This window comes from Hoeflea sp. YIM 152468, assembly GCF_029210485.1.
GTDB lineage: Bacteria > Pseudomonadota > Alphaproteobacteria > Rhizobiales > Rhizobiaceae > Hoeflea.
Genome location: NZ_JARGET010000029.1, coordinates 177856 through 194767 on the forward strand (window position 1 = coordinate 177856; position 16912 = coordinate 194767).

The following is a 16912-nucleotide window of genomic DNA, read 5'->3' on the forward strand; positions in this document are numbered from 1 at the left end:
CAAGATTTGCGGATTCGGCGCGCCCTCGGGCCCCACGGGAGGACCAACGCATGACGGTTGACCGCAGCCCACCAAGCCCGGTGCGCAGTGCATTTCTCGATCATCTGGCCACCGGCACCCGGATCTCGCACGGGTTCTTCTCCCGCACCGGAGGGGTTTCCAGGGGCCTGTACCGGGGTTTGAATGTCGGCCTCGGCTCCGCGGACGACCGCGCCGATGTGATGGAAAACCGGTCACGGGTCAGCGGCTGGTTCGATCTGAGCGTCGACCGGCTGGTCACTGTGCATCAGGTCCACTCACCGACGGTTCACATCGCCACTCTGGAGAACCGCACCGAGCGCCCCAAGGCGGACGCGCTGGTGACCAGGACACCGGGTCTGCTGCTTGGCGTGCTCACCGCCGATTGCGGGCCGGTGCTGTTTGCCGACCCGGAGGCGGGTGTTATCGGCGCAGCCCATGCCGGGTGGCGGGGCGCATTTGACGGTGTTGTGGAAGCCACGATCGCGGCAATGCAGCGCCTCGGCGCCGATCCTGGTCGCATCGCCGCCGTGCTGGGTCCGTCGATCAGCCAGTCCCATTACGAGGTCGGGCCGGAATTCATCGACCGTTTCATTGACGCCGACCCCACAAACACCGTTTATTTCCGCGCCTCGGACAAATCCGGCCATGCCTTGTTCGATCTGCGCCAACTGACCGTCGACCGGCTGTCCCGCGCCGGAGTGAAAGCGGAAATGCTGTCCGATTGCACTTATGCCGATGAAGAAGCATGGTATTCGTACCGGCGTGCCACCCATCGCAACGAACCTGATTACGGACGACAAGTTTCCGCCATAACCATCAAGGAGGATGCCCATGGCCCTGCATTTTGAACGCGAGGAATACGCCGCCCGTCTGGATAAAATGACCCAGAGCATGCGCGAGCAAAAGCTCGATGCCATGCTGCTCTTTGCCCAGGAAAGCATGTACTGGCTGACCGGCTACGACACGTTTGGATTCTGTTTCTTCCAGTGTCTTGTGGTCAAAGCCGATGGTTCGATGACATTGCTGACCCGCTCGGCTGATCTGCGCCAGGCCCGCCAGACCTCGATCATCGAGAACATCGTGGTCTGGACCGACCGCACCAATGCCGATCCCGCACTCGACCTGAAGAATCTTCTGGCCGATCTCGATCTGCTGGGAGAGCGGATCGGCGTGGAATACGACACCCACGGCCTGACTGGCGCCAATTGCCGCAAGCTCGACAATCAGTTGCAGAGTTTCGCCCAAATGATTGACGCCTCCTATCTCGTCAGCCATTTGCGCCTGATCAAGAGCCCGGCCGAAATTGCCCATGTCAGGCGCGCCGCCGCTCTGGCCGACGCGGCGCTTGACGCGGCGCTGCCATTGATCAAGCCGGGCGCCGGCGAAGCCGACATCCTTGCTGCCATGCAGGGGGCGGTGTTTTCCGGCGGCGGCGACTATCCAGCCAACGAATTCATCATCGGCTCCGGCGAAGACGCGTTGCTGTGCCGCTACAAGGCCGGACGCAGGCAGCTGACCACGGACGACCAGCTGACACTCGAATGGGCCGGCGCCTTCGCCCATTACCACGCCGCCATGATGCGCACGGTCATCATCGGCGAACCGACACCGCGCCATGTAGAGCTGTACGAAGCCTGCCGTCAGGCGATGGATGCGATCATCGCCATCTTGAAACCTGGCACGACCTTCGGCGATGTCTTCGACGCCCATGCCGAGGTGATGGATGAGCGCGGCCTGACCCGCCACCGGCTCAATGCCTGCGGCTATTCGCTGGGCGCCCGCTTCACCCCGAGCTGGATGGAACACCAGATGTTTCATGCCGGAAATCCGCTCGAAATCGCGCCGAACATGACGCTGTTCGTGCACATGATCATCATGGACTCCGAATCCGGGTCGGCGATGACTCTGGGCCAGACCTACCTGACCACCGAGGACGCCCCCGAATCTCTTTCGCTCAAGCCACTCGATCTGATAATCGCATCCTAGCGAGGCCATTTCGTTGATTTCAGCTATCCTTTGAGCAGGTTCAAGCCTCGCAACAGGTTCAAAGATTGACAGGCCCGGCTTCAGAATTTCATAACAAGGCGGGAAACGGGCGGGAAACATGATGCCACGCATCAAGATCATCGGAATTATCGGCGCGACGGCCTTGGGGCTTGCCGGCTGCAACAGCACCGAGCAGACCCTGCAGCCAATCCCGGGCGATGCAGCGCCATCAGCTTTGACTTCGGATTCTCAAACGCCTGTCGGTATTGATCCGGTGCCCGGGGCTGACACGGCGCCCTTCGGGCAGCCTGCCACCGGTCAGCCTGCGGCGGGCACGGCTGCCGCGCCGGCCCAGAACAATGCCACGCTGCCCGCGGGACAGGTGCGCGGACAAATCCGCTTCATGCCGGTCATCGGAGCGCCGGTAAATGCCGTCACACCGCTGTCGCGGCAATTGGCGGCCGAAGCGCGCAATCGCGGCCTGTCGATCCTGAGCGCATCGGATCCGGGTGGAGATCATGTCCTCAAAGGCTATTTCTCCGCTGACAGTTTTGATGGCACGACCACGGTGTATTATGTCTGGGACATTCTCGATGCCACCGGAAACCGGCTGAACCGGATCCAGGGCCAGGAACAGTTTCCGGGCAGCAGCGGAGATCCCTGGGCTTCCGTACCGGCAGAGGTGATGGAACGCATCGCAGCCCGTTCGCTTGCCGATTATGCCGCCTGGCGGGGTCTGTGACCGGCCGCCGGCCTGTGTTCAGTGTCTAACCGGGGTCATTTTATTGAGACGTTCAACAGAAAAAAGCGCATTCCTGGCGGATGCGTGCTTGCATTCATCAAATCCGCCGCTAAAACGCGAGCCAACGGGTTGGCGCCCCGTCCCCATGCGTGATCCTGCGCATGGCGCGACGCGGCCGAAAAAAACAGGCGGTCCCAAATGAAGGTTTTCGCGGGAAACTCGAACCGGCGTTTGGCGGAGTCCATTTGCAATTATCTCAATGTGCCTTTGGGCAAGGCCACTGTCCGGCGTTTCGCCGACCAGGAGATATTTGTCGAAATCCAGGAAAATGTACGGGGTGAGGACGTTTTCGTTGTCCAGTCAACCTCCTACCCGGCCAATGACCATCTGATGGAACTGTTGATCATGATCGACGCCTTCCGTCGTGCATCGGCGCGGCGGATCACCGCCGTGATCCCCTATTTCGGCTATGCCCGTCAGGACCGCAAACCGGGCCCCCGCGCCCCGATTTCGGCCAAACTGGTCGCCAACATGATCACCGAGGCCGGCGCCGACCGGGTGCTGACGCTGGATCTGCATGCAGGTCAGATCCAGGGCTTCTTCGACATTCCCACCGACAATCTGTTCGCGATCCCGCTGCTGTCGCGCGATATCAAGGAACACTACCCGGCATCCAGCCTGATGGTCGTGTCTCCTGACGTCGGCGGCGTGGTGCGGGCCCGCGCGCTGGCCAAACGGCTTGATGCGCTGCTTGCCATTGTCGACAAGCGCCGCGATCGTCCCGGCGAATCCGAAGTCATGAACATCATCGGCGACGTGGCCGGCAAGGACTGTCTGCTGATCGACGACATCGTCGATTCGGGCGGCACATTGTGCAACGCGGCCGAAGCGCTTCTGGGCAATGGCGCGACATCGGTAACCGCCTACATCACCCATGGCGTGTTGTCCGGCGGTGCGGTTGCGCGTGTCGCATCCTCCAAGCTCAAGGAGCTGGTGATCACCGACTCGATCCAGCCGACACAGGCGATCCAGTCGGCGTCCAACATCCGGGTGATTTCGACCGCATCCCTGATCGGCGAAGCCATCAACCGCACCGCCGCAGAGCAATCGGTCTCCAGCCTGTTCGACTGAGTGTGCCGATATCTGTGAGTTGACAAAAGCCGGAGCATGACGCGCACGCCCCGGCTTTTGCATCAGCCAACCCGGTCGATGAACGCGGCAAACCTGTCGACCCAGCCATTGAGGAAGGTCCGGCTGTCCTCATTGACGATGCTGTTGTCCTGATCGAAAAGCTCCGGCTTGTACTGGAAATACACCTCCGGCTGGCCCATCAGGGTCATGCCGACGACGCTGACCACGCTCTTGAGCGCATCTTGCGCAACAGCGGTGCCGATCGCACCCGGCGAAGTCCCGGTGATCGCCGCAGGTTTTCCGGCCCAGGAATTCTCGCCCCAGGGGCGCGAACCCCAGTCGACGGCATTCTTGATCGCCGGCGTGAAACTGCGGTTGTACTCCGGGGTGACGAACAGAACCGCATCGGCGGCTTCCACCTCCCGCTTCATCCGCAACACCGGTTCCGGCGGATTTTCCCACAGGTCGTTGTTGTAGAGCGGCAGATCGCCGATTTCGACAAATTTGAATGTGAGCCGGTCGGCGGCAAGCCTGCCCAGGCTTTGCGCAAATTTGCGATTGAGCGATCCCCGGCTCAGCGAGCCGACCAGAACTGCGACAGTTTTCATCTTGATTCTCTCTTTTCAATAGCATCTGCGGGCGGTCGCTTGGGAGGCGGCCCTACCTGCTGCAGATAACCATTGATACCGCCAAGTCCAGCACCCGCTCCGGGCGCATTGGTTGACACACCGTCACGGCCAAATCGGGAACGGAGCAGCCGGTCTGCAGTTTAGACAACCGCCACCATCACGCCGGCCAGAGCCGCCGCACCGAGCACCACAAACAGGTTGAGGTGGAAGCGCAGCAACGCCACGCCGGCGCCCAGGGCGATGGCAAGAGCGGCCACATTGAGCGTGGTCAGGTCAGGTGTCGGCAATTCAAGCGGCCCCAGCCCAATCGCGCCGACCGTTCCAAACAGCACATTGAGCCCGAACCAGACCGCCAGATTGCAGATGACGCCAACCACCGCGGCGGTAATCGCCGACAACCCGGCCGACAGCCATTGCACCGAGCGCAGCCGCTCGATATGCGGCGCGCCGGCAAAGATCCACAAAAAGCACGGAACAAAGGTGAAAAACAGCGCCAGCGTGCCGCCGAAGAGACCGCCCAGCAACGGATCCAGACCGGCTTCGCGCGCGCCACCGAGAAAGCCGACAAACACCAGAACCAGAATCAGCGGCCCCGGCGTTGTCTCGGCAAGCCCAAGCCCCGCCAGCATGTCACCGGGCCTGAGCCAGCCATGCACCTCGACGGCTTGCTGCCCGACATAGGCAAGCACGGCATAGGCGCCGCCGAAGGTGACGATGGCCGCCTTGGAGAAGAACACCGCCATCAGAACGAAAGCATCGGCAATGCCCGGCAGCACCAGCAATCCCGCCAGTGGCACCAGCCAGAGCAGACCCCAGACCGCCACGGTGCGCACCGTCGGCCAGGTCAATCCCGGCAGCGATCCGGCCAGGTCCCTGTCTGGTACAACAGTCCTCTCCTGCCGGCTGTTCCCGCCGATGACCGAACCGGCAATTCCGATGACGCCGGCGCCCAGAACGATCAGCGGAAACGGCAGTTTCAGCAGCGCGATGGCGACAAAGGCTGCAACCGCCAGCACCCAGCCCAGCCGGGACCTGAGGGCGCGCCGGGACACCTTGATCAGCGCCTCGACCACGATGGCCAGCACTGCGGCCTTGAGCCCGAACAGGATACCCGCCACCACGGTCAGATCGCCATGGTAGAAATAGATCGCCGACAGGGCGATGATGACGGCAAATCCGGGCAGGACGAACAGCAACCCGGCCAGCAGACCGCCGCCGACCCCGCGCATGAGCCACCCCGAATAGGTGGCCAGTTGCATCGCTTCCGGGCCCGGAAGCAGCATGCAGAAATTCAGCGCGTGCAAAAACTGCGGCTCATCGAGCCAGCCCTGCTCCTCCACCAGTTCGCGGTGCATCAGCGCAATCTGTCCGGCGGGACCGCCAAACGACAAAAGTCCGATCCGTCCGAAGACGCGGAAAAGTGTGTCCCAGGAGGGGCGTGGGGCGGAGCGGTCAAGCATCGGCATCATCCAGCGCTTCGACCGGGAGCCCGGCCTGTTGCCACGCTTCAAAGCCGCCTTCAAGGATCATGGTCTCTATTCCCTTCCCTGTCAGGAAAGACCGCACCGTCTGGCTTACCTCATGGCCATGAACACAATACACCGCCACGGTGCGGCCCTTGAATTCATCGGCCCAATGGTCCACTTCGACCGGGTGCCGCCAGACTGCACCGGCAATGGCCGCACCGGATGCGCGGCGCGCAGCCGGCTTGCGGACGTCAACAATGACGACGGCGCGACCCGGCCTGTGTGCCAGAACAGTCGGAGATATCGATGTCTGAGTGTGGTTGTGTGTCATGATCTCTGCCCCGCAAAAACGTGCGTTGTTCGCGGAGCTTGGAGCCTGAAGCTCTCAACGGGAGGTCCGGATTCCCCGTGATCCGAATCTATCCGCACCGGCATTCACCGTCAATGCGGATTGACCGTCAAGCTGCCGGCGGGCCGGATCAGCGCAGCGGTGATCGGACGCACCGGAAAGGCAGAGTTGCGGCTATGCCCTCCCCCGCACCGCGTGCCGGTAAAAGCGTTGCCGGTTCCACCACAAACCTTGCAATCGCGCGGTTGCTGAGCTATAGCCGCCACGTCCGTGCAGACACCCTTGGAGGCAACGCGGATGAGGCGCCGGCAACGGCGCTTGATGTTTTTCTGGAGCCGTCGCAAGCCGGTCACCGGGAAGCAGCCCCAGATTAGAACCTCGAAAGGAAATGCCATGAGCAACTCATACGAGCTCAAGGCCGAGGCGCGCGCACAGGTTGGTAAGGGGTCCGCCCGTGAACTTCGCCGCAACGGTTTGATTCCCGCTGTCATCTATGGTGACAGGAAAGACCCTGTTTCGATCGCGCTATCGCGCAAGGATGTGACCAAGAAGATCCACGACGGAAGCTTCATGACCACTCTCGTGACGATTGACGTCGACGGCACCAAGCACAACGTCCTGCCCAAGGATTACCAGCTTGATCCGGTCCGCGACTTCCTGATGCATGTCGATTTCCTGCGTGTGTCGAAAAACACCCAGGTCACCGTGGACGTTCCGGTTCACTTCATCAACGAAGAGAAGTCTCCCGGCCTCAAGCGCGGCGGCGTGCTCAACATCGTGCGCCATACGGTTGAGTTCCAGTGCCCGGCCAACGCCATTCCGGACTCGATCACGGTCGATCTCACCGGTCTGGAACTCGGCGCGGCCGTCCATATCTCCAGCATCACACTGGCTGAAGGCGTTGAGCCGACGATCACCGATCGCGACTTCACCATCGCCACCATTGCCTCGCCTGCTGGTCTGAAGAGTGACGACAACGCCGCTGGCGATGACGACGCTGCAGAAGATGGTGCAGAAGAAGCAGGCGACGAAGAATAAGCCGCTTGGCGGCAATTTGAGGATCAGGCTCCATGTTGCTCATCGCAGGACTTGGAAATCCCGGCTCTCAATACGCCAGGAACCGGCACAATGTCGGCTTCATGGCGGCGGACGCAATTGCCCGCCGCCATTCGTTTTCCGGATTTTCGAAGAAATTCCGCGGTGAAATCGCCGAGGGCACCCTTGCCGGCGAAAAAGTCCTGATCCTCAAACCCATGACCTTCATGAACCTGTCCGGCGACAGCGTCGGTGAGGCGATGCGGTTTTACAAGATCGCGGCATCCGATCTCATCGTCATGCACGACGAGCTTGACCTTGCCCCGGGCAAGCTCAGGTTAAAGATCGGCGGCGGCAATGGCGGCCACAACGGACTGAAATCCATCGACGCCCATTGCGGCAAGGATTACAAACGTTTGAGGATCGGCATCGGCCATCCCGGCCACAAGGACCGGGTCAATCCGCACGTGCTCGGCGATTTCGCCAAATCCGACGCGGACTGGCTGCAGCCGTTGCTCGACGCCATCGCCGACAACGCGGAATTCTTCGCACGCAAAGACGATGCAGGTTTTCTCAACAAGGTCGCCCTGGCCACCGGAACAGCGGCGCCAAAGCCGGCCAAGCCGGCCAGACCCGGTGCGGCTGATGCCGCCAAACCGGCTCAGGCGGCACAATCTCACATCCGTCAGGCCCGCAACCCGGCCCAGCCGAAGCGATTGCCGACCTCTGGCCCGATGGCCGATATGCTGAAAAAACTGTTCGGCAACAAGGACTGAAAACCAGGTCGTATCGCCAACAAAACGTTCAGCGCAGTTGATCCGCACAGGGCGCAGGGCTTGACCGTGACCGCCCTTTCCCGCATAGCCTGCGGCAACTCCCCTTCAGACATGAGACGAGCAAATCCATGGGTTTTAAATGCGGAATTGTCGGGCTTCCCAATGTTGGCAAGTCCACACTGTTCAACGCGCTGACGCGGACCGCCGCCGCACAGGCAGCGAATTACCCGTTCTGCACCATTGAGCCCAACACCGGCGAAGTCGCGGTGCCCGACCCGCGGTTGAAGAAACTTGCAGGCGTTGCCGGCTCCAAGGAAATCATTCCCACCCGCATTTCCTTCGTCGATATCGCCGGCCTGGTGCGCGGCGCATCAAAGGGCGAAGGCCTGGGCAACAAGTTCCTCGCCAACATCCGTGAAGTCGACGCCATCGTGCATGTGCTGCGCTGCTTTGAGGATGACGACATCACCCATGTCGAGGGTCGCATTGACCCGGTCAGCGACGCCGACACCATCGAAACCGAGCTGATGATCTCCGACCTCGAGAGCCTCGAGCGCCGCACCGAGCAGACCCGCAAGCGCGCCGCCTCCAAGGACAAGGAATCGCTGACGGTGCTGCCGATGATGGAAGCGTCGCTCAAGCTGCTGCAGGACGGCAAGCCGGTGCGCACGATGCTGAAGGGACTGGCGAACGAGGATCTGGCCATTCTCAGGGGCCTCAACCTTCTCACCGCGCACCCGGTGCTTTATGTCTGCAACGTCGCAGAAGCCGATGCGGTGGACGGCAATGCCCACACCGAAGCCGTCGCGAAAATGGCGGCCGAACAGGGAGCCGAGAGCATCGTCGTTTCCGCAGCCATCGAATCCGAAGTGGCGCAATTGCCGCAAGAGGAATCGCAGGAATATCTTGCAGCGCTCGGCCTGGAAGAAGCCGGCCTCGACCGCTTGATCCGCGCCGGCTATCATCTGCTTGATCTGATTACCTATTTCACTGTCGGCCCCAAGGAAACCCGCGCCTGGACCATCGAGCGCGGCACCAAGGCGCCGGCCGCGGCAGGCGTCATCCACACCGATTTCGAACGCGGCTTCATCCGCGCCTTCACCATCGCCTATGACGACTATGTCACGCTGGGCGGCGAAGTTCCGGCCAAGGAAGCCGGCAAGGCGCGGGACGAAGGCAAGGACTATGTCGTCCAGGATGGCGACGTGATCCTGTTCCGCTTCAACACCTGATCACACCCGCCACAGCGCCATTGCGATTGATGCAGATGCCCCTTGCAGGCGGCAGCTCTGCATTGGCCGTTCGACCGCCTGTGCATCGCCCGCCTGTACATCGACCGTCTGTGCATCGCCCGGCAGTGCCCGCAACCATGCCTACATCACGGCGACAGAAATCTTAACAAAGCCTTGCCGCAATGGCATCAATGCCATCGCGCTTGTTGCCGGTTCCTTGGCGAATTGTGGCTATTGTGTGGCCTGAAGATGGCTGAGACTGTCAGGAGCAAGGGGTTGCGACGTGCATGCAAAGGGTTGTTCGAACCGGGGTCATACCATACTCGCCTCGGTCTGTGCCGCAGTGCTGATCGTGCTCACAGGGGCATTTCTTCTCAACCGGATGTCGCTCGAAGTTACCCAGTCCCGGCTGCAGGCGCGGGCTGACAGTCTGGCCCTCGCCACGCTGCTCTCGCACGAGACCGACGACGCGCTGGCGCTGGAATATGCCGGCCAGTCCACCGGCATCTCACCAGACCAGTTTTCCGGCAGTCTTCGCCGCTACCGGAATGGTGAGGCCCGTGCCAGCGAAGTGTTGCTTTCAACCCGCCACGCGCCGCCGCTGATCCTGCCGGGCTCGCGCCACCCGGTCAATGTCGAAGCCACCGGCAAGGCCATCACCTGGCGCTGAAGCCAGTCCGCCGATTGAGCCCATGGCGCTCCCCTCCGCCCGGTCATCCCGGCGTCACGCTGGGAGGCTCTCAGGCTGCGGCGCGATGCCGGGCTGTCAGCGGCAGAAGAATTCGCGGCATCGATGGCGAGACGACCTTTCATACTTAAAGGAAGTCCACTAGATTGGCCGTGCAATGACCGAAAGAAAGCGACACATCCCCATGCCCAAGGAAGAGCTTCTTCATTTCGAGGATTTTTCACCGGGAACGGTGTTTCCGCTCGGCCCCAAGAATGTCACCACCGACGAGATCATCGCCTTTGCGATGGAGTACGACGCCCAGCCGATGCATCTTGATGCCGAAGCCGGACGGCAGTCGATCCTGGGAGGTCTGGCGGCATCGGGATGGCACAGCTGCGCGATGATGATGCGAATGATGGCCGATTCCTACCTGTTGCGAGCCGCGGCCGAAGGCGCGCCGGGCATCGATTTCGTCAAATGGAAAAAGCCGGTGCTGGCCGGTGATGTGCTGTCGGGCGAAACCCGGGTGCTTGATCGGCGTCAATCCCGGTCCCGGCCGGGCATCGGCATTGTCAGCCTGCGCCACGAGTTGCGCAATCAGGCCGGTGAGACCGTGCTGGAATCGGAAAACCCGGTCATGCTCCGTCTGCGGCAGATCGAAGGGCCCGTATCATGACCAACGATCCCGCCTATCAGCCCGGCGCCCGTCAGGAGTTGGGCAGTTTTGTCTTCACAGAGGAATCGATCATCGATTTTGCCCGCCAGTTCGATCCACAGCGTTTCCACGTTGACAAGGACGCGGCGAGAGACAGTGTCTTCGGTGGCTTGTGTGCCTCCGGCTGGCACACCGCGGCCACCTGGATGAAACTCAACATCCGCTCGCTGGCGACCGAAATCGACAAAGCGCGCGCCGAAGGCCGCGCGATCCCGGAATTCGGGCCGTCCCCGGGCTTTCGCAATCTGCGCTGGTTCAAGCCCGTCTTTGCCGGCGATGAGATCTTCTATGCCCGGGTGATCAAGGGAACCCGCCCGCTCAAGTCCCGTCCGGGCTGGTCGATCTTCGAAACCGTATCGGAAGCGCGCGATGCGGCCGGCGATCTGGTGATGAGCTTCGATTCAGCAGCCCTGATCAGGTTTCCCGACGACGGCGAGGCGGCATCATAGCCGCTGCGGCAGAGGCCGTGTGCGCGCCGCTCCGAGTGCTGCGGCATCCGCTTTCCCGGCCCACGCCACCTCAGTGCCCGGCGTAGGAAACCAGCGTTCGCACCTGGACACCCAGATCCTCGAGCTTCCTGCGGCCGCCCAGATCGGGCAGATCGATCACGAAACACGCGGCGATGATGTTGGCGCCCATCTGCCGCAGCAGCTTGACTGCGCCTTCCGCCGTGCCGCCGGTGGCGATCAGATCATCCACCAGGATCACGCTTTCGCCTTCGGCCACGGCATCGGTGTGCATCTCCATTTCATCAATGCCATATTCAAGGCTGTAGGCGACGCGCACCGTATCGTGCGGCAGCTTGCCCTTCTTGCGGATCGGCACAAAGCCGGCTGACAGCTGATGCGCCATGGCGCCGCCGAGAATGAAGCCCCGCGCCTCGATTCCCGCGATCTTTGATACCCTGAGACCCGCATAGGGGTGAACCAGCTCATCGACGGCCCGTCGGAACGCCCGCGGCGCGCCCAGAAGCGTGGTGATGTCGCGAAACAAAATGCCGGGCTTCGGATAATCCGTGATCGTGCGGATCGAAGCACGCAGCTCGTTTTCAAGATCGGTCACAAAAGACTCTCCATTTGTCTGGGTCGGCGGCGTGCAAAGATCGCACCAGGGCGTGTGTCGGCAAGGCAAACTACAGGCGCTGTTTCAAAGGTCCAGAAATTTTTTCCAACGCCCCGGCGAGGCGCTGCCACCCACGATGATGGCCTCATTGCCGCAGACATGAAAACGCCGCCCGGAGGCGGCGTTTTTTAACCAGCGTACTGGTCAGAACTCAGTGTTCCTTGCGCGAGAACACAGCCTTCTTGGTCAGGAACATCAGCGCCGTGAAGATGGCCAGAAACACGATGACCATGAAGCCCATGTGCTTGCGTTCTTCCATGTGCGGTTCGGCTGCCCACATCAGGAATGCCGAGACGTCCTTGGAGTACTGGTCCAGGGTTTCCGGTGCGCCATCATCATAGGTGACCTGCTCGTCGGAGATCGGCTCGGCCATCGCCAGCGCCGGGCCGCCCAGATAGTACGGATTGTAATAGGTGCCTTCGGCAACTTCCATCCCGTGCGGCGGCTCCTCGTAGCCGGTCAGCAGCGAATAGATGTAATTCGGTCCGCTTTCGCTGTAGCCGGTGAAGATGTCGAAGATGAACTGCGGGAAACCGCGTTCGACATAGCGCGCCTTCGCCAGAAGCGAGAAATCCGGTGGCGGCGCGCCGTTGTTGACGGAAGCGGCCGCTGCCTCGTTGGCGTAAGGCGAAGGGAAATAATCCGATGCCACGGCTGTCCGGGAGAACATTTCCCCGTCGGCATCCGGTCCGTCTTCAACTTCGTAATTGGCCGCGAACGACTTCACCTGGTCTTCCGAATAGCCCAGATCCTCGAGGTTGCGGAACGCCACCATGTCCAGCGAATGACAGGCCGAACAGACCTCGACATAGACCTTCAGGCCGCGCTGCAGCTGACCCTTGTCGAACGTGCCGAATGGACCCGCAAAGGACCAGTCGACTTCCTTCGGCATCTTGATCGGGTAATGCGGGGTTGCGCCTTCCTCTTCCGCGGCAAATGCGGGGCCGACACCAATGATGGCGGCCAGTGCGAGCGGAACGATGCTTGCGAAAAGCTTGCTCATGATCTTCGTTTCCTTTCCGTCGCGCTGCTCAGCCGCGTGTTTCTGATGACGCGGACGTCGATGCCGCAGCCCCGCCGGTGCCGCCATTCTTGGCAAGCACGGCCTCCGTGATCGAGTTTGGCAACCGCTTGGGGGTTTCCACCAGGCCAAGCACTGGCAGGATGATCAGGAAGAACCCAAAATAATACAGCGTCGCAAACTGGGCCATCGTGGTGTAGGCGCCTTCCGCCGGCTTGGCGCCGAGCCAGCCGAGGAAAATCGCATTGGCAACGAAAATCCAGAAGAACAGCTTGTACCAGGGGCGGTAAACCGCCGAGCGGACCTTGGATGTATCGAGCCATGGCAGCACGAACAGCACCGCAATCGAGCCGAACATGGCCAGCACGCCACCAAGCTTGGAATCGATCGGCCCGATGTTGAAGGTGATGGCGCGCAGGATCGCGTAGAAGGGCAGGAAGTACCATTCCGGAACGATGTGCGGCGGTGTCTTCAGCGAGTTGGCCGGGATGTAGTTGTCCGCATGACCGAGGAAATTCGGCATGAAGAAGATGAAGTAGGCGAACACGATCAGGAAGATACTCATCGCCAGACCGTCTTTGACCGTCGCATAGGGTGTAAACGGCACGGTGTCGGTCTTCGACTTCACTTCAACTCCGGTCGGGTTTGTCTGACCGGTCACGTGCAGGGCCCAGACGTGCAGGATCACAACGCCGGTGATCATGAACGGCAGCAGGTAATGCAGCGAGAAGAAGCGGTTGAGTGTCGGATTGTCGACCGCGAAGCCGCCCAGCAGCAATTGCTGGATCGGCTCGCCAATGCCTGGAAAAGCGGTAAAGAATCCGGTGATCACCGTGGCGCCCCAGAACGACATCTGGCCCCAGGGCAGCACATAGCCCATGAAGGCCGTGGCCATCATCAGCAGCAGGATGACGACGCCGAGGATCCACAACACTTCGCGCGGCGCCTTGTAGGAGCCGTAATACATGCCGCGGGCGATATGGAGGTAGACCGCAACGAAGAAGAAGGACGCGCCGTTGGCGTGCATGTAGCGCAACAGCCAGCCCGAATTGACGTCACGCATGATCTTTTCAACCGACTGGAAGGCAATCGCCGTGTCGGCGGCGTAATGCATCGCCAGCACGATGCCGGTCAACAGCTGCACCACCAGCATCACCATCAGGATGCCGCCGAAGGTGTAGGCGTAATTGAGGTTCCGTGGCACCGGATAGGAGACGAAACTGTCATGCACCAGCCGCGGCAGCGGAAGGCGCGTATCGATCCACTTTCCGAAACCGGACGTGGGTTGGTAAGTCGAGTGATCGCTACTCATGGTCAAAAGCCCCCTCAGCCGATTTTGATTACGCTGTCAGACACAAAGGAAAACACCGGCACGGGCAGGTTTTCCGGTGCCGGACCTTTGCGAATACGGCCGGCTGTATCGTAGTGCGAGCCATGGCACGGACAGAACCAGCCACCGAATTCACCGGCCTGGCCGAGCGGTATGCAGCCCAGATGGGTGCAGACGCCGATCATCACCAGCCAGTTTTCCAGGCCTTCACCGGCCGAACGGTCAACGTCGGTTGCCTCGGCACTGGCTGCGATATTTGCGTTGCGCGCCACCGGATCCTTGAGATCGGCGACCGCGACGGCCTTGGCCTCTTCGATCTCGGCCGCCGTCCGGTTGCGGATGAACACCGGCTTGCCGCGCCATTTCACCGTCAGCGACATGCCCGGCTCGAGGCTCTCGACATTGACCTCGATGGAGGAGACCGCCAGGGTCGATGCATCAGGCCGCATCTGATCGATGAACGGCCAGGCAAAACTGCCCGCGCCGACCACGCCTGCCATCCCGGTGGCTATGTAGAGAAAATCGCGACGGGTAGGTTCGCCCGCGCCTTCGCTTTGTGTCATTGGCTCACTCACCGCTCAACGTCCTCTTCAAGCTGCGTCCGGACATTCTTCCGTCTCACTGCCTCAGGCAGATCTGGCTCATCCGCTATAAGCAGATTCGGCCGATGCCGACAATGCGGCGGAATTCTGTCAATCGCGCGGTTTCTATGCGGGATAGAAGCTAAAGTCCAGACCAGACACGGGAGAATGGCAGATTGTCGCGGAGATTGTTGGGCAACTATTCCGCAGCCTCGTCCACGCCGATGAAGCCGCCCGACTGCCGGGCCCACAAATCGGCGTAAAGACCGCCACGGGCAATCAGCTGCGCATGGCTGCCGAGCTCGAGGATCCGGCCATTGTCCATCACCACGAGACGGTCCATGCGGGCGATGGTGGAGAGCCTGTGGGCGATGGCGATCACGGTCTTGCCACGCATGAGTTCGTCGAGATTTGCCTGAATCGCCGCCTCGACCTCCGAATCGAGCGCCGATGTCGCTTCATCCAGCACGAGGATTGGTGCGTTCTTGAGCATCACCCGGGCAATGGCGATTCGCTGCCGCTGACCGCCCGACAGCTTGACGCCACGGTCGCCGACATGGGCGTCGAGTCCGCTGCGGCCGCGCTGATCCGAAAGGCCCTGGATGAAATCCAGCGCCTCGGCCCGGCGCGCTGCCTCGAGGATCTCCGCATCATCGGCATCGGGGCGTCCGAAGACGATGTTTTCCCGGATCGAGCGGTGCAGCAGCGAGGTGTCCTGGGTCACCATGCCGATCGCCTGGCGGAGCGATTCCTGGCTGACATCGGCAATGTTCTGGCCATCGATCTCGATCCGGCCCGACTCCAGATCATAAAACCGCAAGAGCAGATTGACGAAGGTTGATTTGCCCGCACCGGACCGGCCGACAAGGCCGAGCTTTTCCCCCGGGCCAATGCTCAGCGACAAATCATCAATGACCGGCAGCTTGGAGCCGTAGCCAAAACTCACCCGCTCAAAGCGGATGCTGGCATTTGTGACCTTGAGAGCACCGGCGCCCTCGCGGTCGGAAAGACCAATCGGTCGCGCCACCAGATCGGCCGAATTCTGCACGGTGCCGAGGTTGCGCATCAGGCTGTTGAGCTGGGTCATCATCCGGCCCAGCAGCATGTTGAGCCTGAGCACAAGCGACAGCGTGAACGCCACCGAACCGACCGAAATCGCCCCGGCCAGCCACAGATTGATGGAAAACCCGGCGATCACCGCAATCATCATCCCCGACAGCGCCGCCAGCGCGGCGCGCACGCCGGTCAGATGCCGGGTAAAGGGCAGGATCGCGGCAATGAACTGGTCAAACCCCTCACGGATGTAGCGGTCATTGTCGGCTTCGCGCGCATACAGCTTGAGGGTCTGAATGTTGGAGTAGCTGTCGGTGATCCGCCCGCTCAGCATGGCTGAGGCCTCGGCACTTGCCCGCGCATGGCGGCGGATGCGGGGCACGAAAAAGCGCGCCAGAAAGCCGAAGACAACGATCCACACCAGCACCAGCGCAGACAGACGCCAGTCGAGTTGGGCCACCAACGCCATGGTGGTGGCGGTATAGATCATGATGAACCAGACCACCTGCAGCAGCGACACCATGAAATCGCCGGTGGCCTGACCGGAGGACCAGACCTTGGTGACGATCCGGCCGGTGAAATCATTCTGGAAGAACGCCAGATTCTGCCGCGACACATGGGCATGCGCCTGCCACCGGACCATGTTGTAAAATCCCGGAACGACCGTCTGCTCTTCGACCAGGGCTGCGACCGTGACGACGACGAACCGGGCCAGCACCACCACGAACAGCATGAAGGCCAAGGTCTGGCCGTGCGACGCGATCAGCCCGTCCCAGCCGGCATCGGGGTCAGCCGCATCAAGCACGTCGACCAGCCGGCCGACGAAATAGAACAGCGCCGCCTCCAGCAGCGCCACCAGACCGCCAAGCGCCAGCATCGCCGCGAACGCGCCCCTCGCCTGAGAGACATAATGCCACAGGAAATGCGCGGTCGATCTGGGCGGCCGGTAAGTTGAGCGCTGGACGAAGGGATCAATCCAGCCTTCGAAAAGGTCGAGCAGGGGGCGGAAAATCATGGCCGGGAGAATAGAGCCGGTGGTGTGTTTGGCAAGAT

Annotated in this window: 18 protein-coding genes; 10 read left to right on the forward strand and 8 right to left on the reverse strand. The window is 61.5% G+C overall.

The window, feature by feature from the left end:
- Positions 1 to 50 precede the first annotated feature (50 nt).
- From pgeF to PZ897_RS15980, 4 genes are all read left to right on the forward strand, one after another.
- Positions 51 to 869, forward strand: a complete 819-nt coding sequence (gene pgeF, locus PZ897_RS15965) for a peptidoglycan editing factor PgeF (protein WP_275753505.1) — start codon at positions 51 to 53, stop codon at positions 867 to 869.
- Positions 853 to 2007, forward strand: a complete 1155-nt coding sequence (locus tag PZ897_RS15970; protein ID WP_275753506.1) for a Xaa-Pro peptidase family protein — start codon at positions 853 to 855, stop codon at positions 2005 to 2007. Before pgeF ends, PZ897_RS15970 begins: the two co-directional genes overlap by 17 nt.
- Before the next feature lie 121 nt (positions 2008 to 2128).
- A complete protein-coding gene (locus tag PZ897_RS15975; protein ID WP_275753667.1) occupies positions 2129 to 2749 on the forward strand; it encodes a hypothetical protein in 621 nt (206 codons plus the stop codon).
- A gap of 198 nt (positions 2750 to 2947) precedes the next feature.
- Positions 2948 to 3880 (forward strand): ribose-phosphate pyrophosphokinase, encoded by a 933-nt coding sequence (locus tag PZ897_RS15980; protein WP_275753507.1) that lies wholly within the window; start codon positions 2948 to 2950, stop codon positions 3878 to 3880.
- Positions 3881 to 3942: 62 nt separating this feature from the next.
- Here PZ897_RS15980 and PZ897_RS15985 read toward each other — a convergent pair whose 3' ends face one another.
- The 3 genes from PZ897_RS15985 to PZ897_RS15995 form a co-directional block, all read right to left on the reverse strand.
- Positions 3943 to 4488: an NAD(P)H-dependent oxidoreductase gene (locus tag PZ897_RS15985; protein ID WP_275753508.1), complete on the reverse strand. Its 546-nt coding sequence runs from the start codon at positions 4486 to 4488 to the stop codon at positions 3943 to 3945.
- A 161-nt stretch (positions 4489 to 4649) separates the two neighbouring features.
- Positions 4650 to 5969, reverse strand: coding sequence for a chromate efflux transporter (gene chrA, locus PZ897_RS15990; RefSeq protein WP_275753509.1), 1320 nt, complete (start codon positions 5967 to 5969; stop codon positions 4650 to 4652).
- Positions 5962 to 6306: a rhodanese-like domain-containing protein gene (locus tag PZ897_RS15995; protein ID WP_275753510.1), complete on the reverse strand. Its 345-nt coding sequence runs from the start codon at positions 6304 to 6306 to the stop codon at positions 5962 to 5964. Before PZ897_RS15995 ends, chrA begins: the two co-directional genes overlap by 8 nt.
- A gap of 411 nt (positions 6307 to 6717) precedes the next feature.
- Here PZ897_RS15995 and PZ897_RS16000 point away from each other — a divergent pair, with 411 nt between their 5' ends.
- The 6 genes from PZ897_RS16000 to PZ897_RS16025 all read left to right on the forward strand — a co-directional run bounded on the left by PZ897_RS16000 (position 6718) and on the right by PZ897_RS16025 (position 11201).
- On the forward strand, positions 6718 to 7362 hold the full coding sequence (locus PZ897_RS16000; RefSeq protein ID WP_275753511.1) for a 50S ribosomal protein L25/general stress protein Ctc: 645 nt from the start codon (positions 6718 to 6720) through the stop codon (positions 7360 to 7362).
- 32 nt (positions 7363 to 7394) lie between these two features.
- The gene (gene pth, locus PZ897_RS16005) at positions 7395 to 8135 is read left to right on the forward strand and encodes an aminoacyl-tRNA hydrolase (protein WP_275753512.1); all 741 of its coding nucleotides are present in this window, start codon (positions 7395 to 7397) and stop codon (positions 8133 to 8135) included.
- Positions 8136 to 8263: 128 nt separating this feature from the next.
- Positions 8264 to 9367: a redox-regulated ATPase YchF gene (ychF, locus tag PZ897_RS16010; RefSeq protein WP_275753513.1), complete on the forward strand. Its 1104-nt coding sequence runs from the start codon at positions 8264 to 8266 to the stop codon at positions 9365 to 9367.
- Positions 9368 to 9650: 283 nt separating this feature from the next.
- Positions 9651 to 10037, forward strand: a complete 387-nt coding sequence (locus PZ897_RS16015; protein WP_275753514.1) for a hypothetical protein — start codon at positions 9651 to 9653, stop codon at positions 10035 to 10037.
- A 202-nt stretch (positions 10038 to 10239) separates the two neighbouring features.
- Complete coding sequence (locus tag PZ897_RS16020) at positions 10240 to 10713, forward strand: MaoC family dehydratase (protein ID WP_275753669.1); 474 nt, start codon at positions 10240 to 10242, stop codon at positions 10711 to 10713.
- Positions 10710 to 11201: a MaoC family dehydratase gene (locus PZ897_RS16025; RefSeq protein WP_275753516.1), complete on the forward strand. Its 492-nt coding sequence runs from the start codon at positions 10710 to 10712 to the stop codon at positions 11199 to 11201. Before PZ897_RS16020 ends, PZ897_RS16025 begins: the two co-directional genes overlap by 4 nt.
- Positions 11202 to 11271: 70 nt before the next feature.
- Here PZ897_RS16025 and PZ897_RS16030 read toward each other — a convergent pair whose 3' ends face one another.
- The 5 genes from PZ897_RS16030 to PZ897_RS16050 all read right to left on the reverse strand — a co-directional run bounded on the left by PZ897_RS16030 (position 11272) and on the right by PZ897_RS16050 (position 16874).
- A complete protein-coding gene (locus PZ897_RS16030; RefSeq protein ID WP_275753517.1) occupies positions 11272 to 11814 on the reverse strand; it encodes an adenine phosphoribosyltransferase in 543 nt (180 codons plus the stop codon).
- 211 nt (positions 11815 to 12025) lie between these two features.
- Positions 12026 to 12877 (reverse strand): cytochrome c1, encoded by an 852-nt coding sequence (locus tag PZ897_RS16035; protein WP_275753518.1) that lies wholly within the window; start codon positions 12875 to 12877, stop codon positions 12026 to 12028.
- Positions 12878 to 12905: 28 nt separating this feature from the next.
- Positions 12906 to 14207 carry a cytochrome b N-terminal domain-containing protein gene (locus tag PZ897_RS16040; RefSeq protein ID WP_275753519.1) on the reverse strand — a complete coding sequence of 434 codons (1302 nt, stop codon included), beginning with the start codon at positions 14205 to 14207 and terminating at the stop codon, positions 12906 to 12908.
- 14 nt (positions 14208 to 14221) lie between these two features.
- A complete protein-coding gene (petA, locus tag PZ897_RS16045) occupies positions 14222 to 14800 on the reverse strand; it encodes a ubiquinol-cytochrome c reductase iron-sulfur subunit (RefSeq protein WP_275753520.1) in 579 nt (192 codons plus the stop codon).
- Between the two features lie 205 nt (positions 14801 to 15005).
- Positions 15006 to 16874, reverse strand: coding sequence for an ABC transporter ATP-binding protein (locus PZ897_RS16050; RefSeq protein WP_275753521.1), 1869 nt, complete (start codon positions 16872 to 16874; stop codon positions 15006 to 15008).
- Between the last annotated feature and the right edge of the window lie 38 nt (positions 16875 to 16912).

Coding starts and splice junctions, on each gene's coding strand:
- PZ897_RS16050 (WP_275753521.1), bottom strand. CDS start 16,874: ATGATTTTCCGCCCCCTGCTCGACCTTTTCGAAGGCTGGATTGATCCC.
- pth (WP_275753512.1), top strand. CDS start 7,395: ATGTTGCTCATCGCAGGACTTGGAAATCCCGGCTCTCAATACGCCAGG.
- PZ897_RS15995 (WP_275753510.1), bottom strand. CDS start 6,306: ATGACACACAACCACACTCAGACATCGATATCTCCGACTGTTCTGGCA.
- pgeF (WP_275753505.1), top strand. CDS start 51: ATGACGGTTGACCGCAGCCCACCAAGCCCGGTGCGCAGTGCATTTCTC.
- PZ897_RS16035 (WP_275753518.1), bottom strand. CDS start 12,877: ATGAGCAAGCTTTTCGCAAGCATCGTTCCGCTCGCACTGGCCGCCATC.
- PZ897_RS15970 (WP_275753506.1), top strand. CDS start 853: ATGGCCCTGCATTTTGAACGCGAGGAATACGCCGCCCGTCTGGATAAA.
- PZ897_RS16040 (WP_275753519.1), bottom strand. CDS start 14,207: ATGAGTAGCGATCACTCGACTTACCAACCCACGTCCGGTTTCGGAAAG.
- PZ897_RS15985 (WP_275753508.1), bottom strand. CDS start 4,488: ATGAAAACTGTCGCAGTTCTGGTCGGCTCGCTGAGCCGGGGATCGCTC.
- PZ897_RS16000 (WP_275753511.1), top strand. CDS start 6,718: ATGAGCAACTCATACGAGCTCAAGGCCGAGGCGCGCGCACAGGTTGGT.
- PZ897_RS16025 (WP_275753516.1), top strand. CDS start 10,710: ATGACCAACGATCCCGCCTATCAGCCCGGCGCCCGTCAGGAGTTGGGC.
- PZ897_RS16020 (WP_275753669.1), top strand. CDS start 10,240: ATGCCCAAGGAAGAGCTTCTTCATTTCGAGGATTTTTCACCGGGAACG.
- PZ897_RS15980 (WP_275753507.1), top strand. CDS start 2,948: ATGAAGGTTTTCGCGGGAAACTCGAACCGGCGTTTGGCGGAGTCCATT.
- PZ897_RS15975 (WP_275753667.1), top strand. CDS start 2,129: ATGCCACGCATCAAGATCATCGGAATTATCGGCGCGACGGCCTTGGGG.
- ychF (WP_275753513.1), top strand. CDS start 8,264: ATGGGTTTTAAATGCGGAATTGTCGGGCTTCCCAATGTTGGCAAGTCC.
- chrA (WP_275753509.1), bottom strand. CDS start 5,969: ATGCTTGACCGCTCCGCCCCACGCCCCTCCTGGGACACACTTTTCCGC.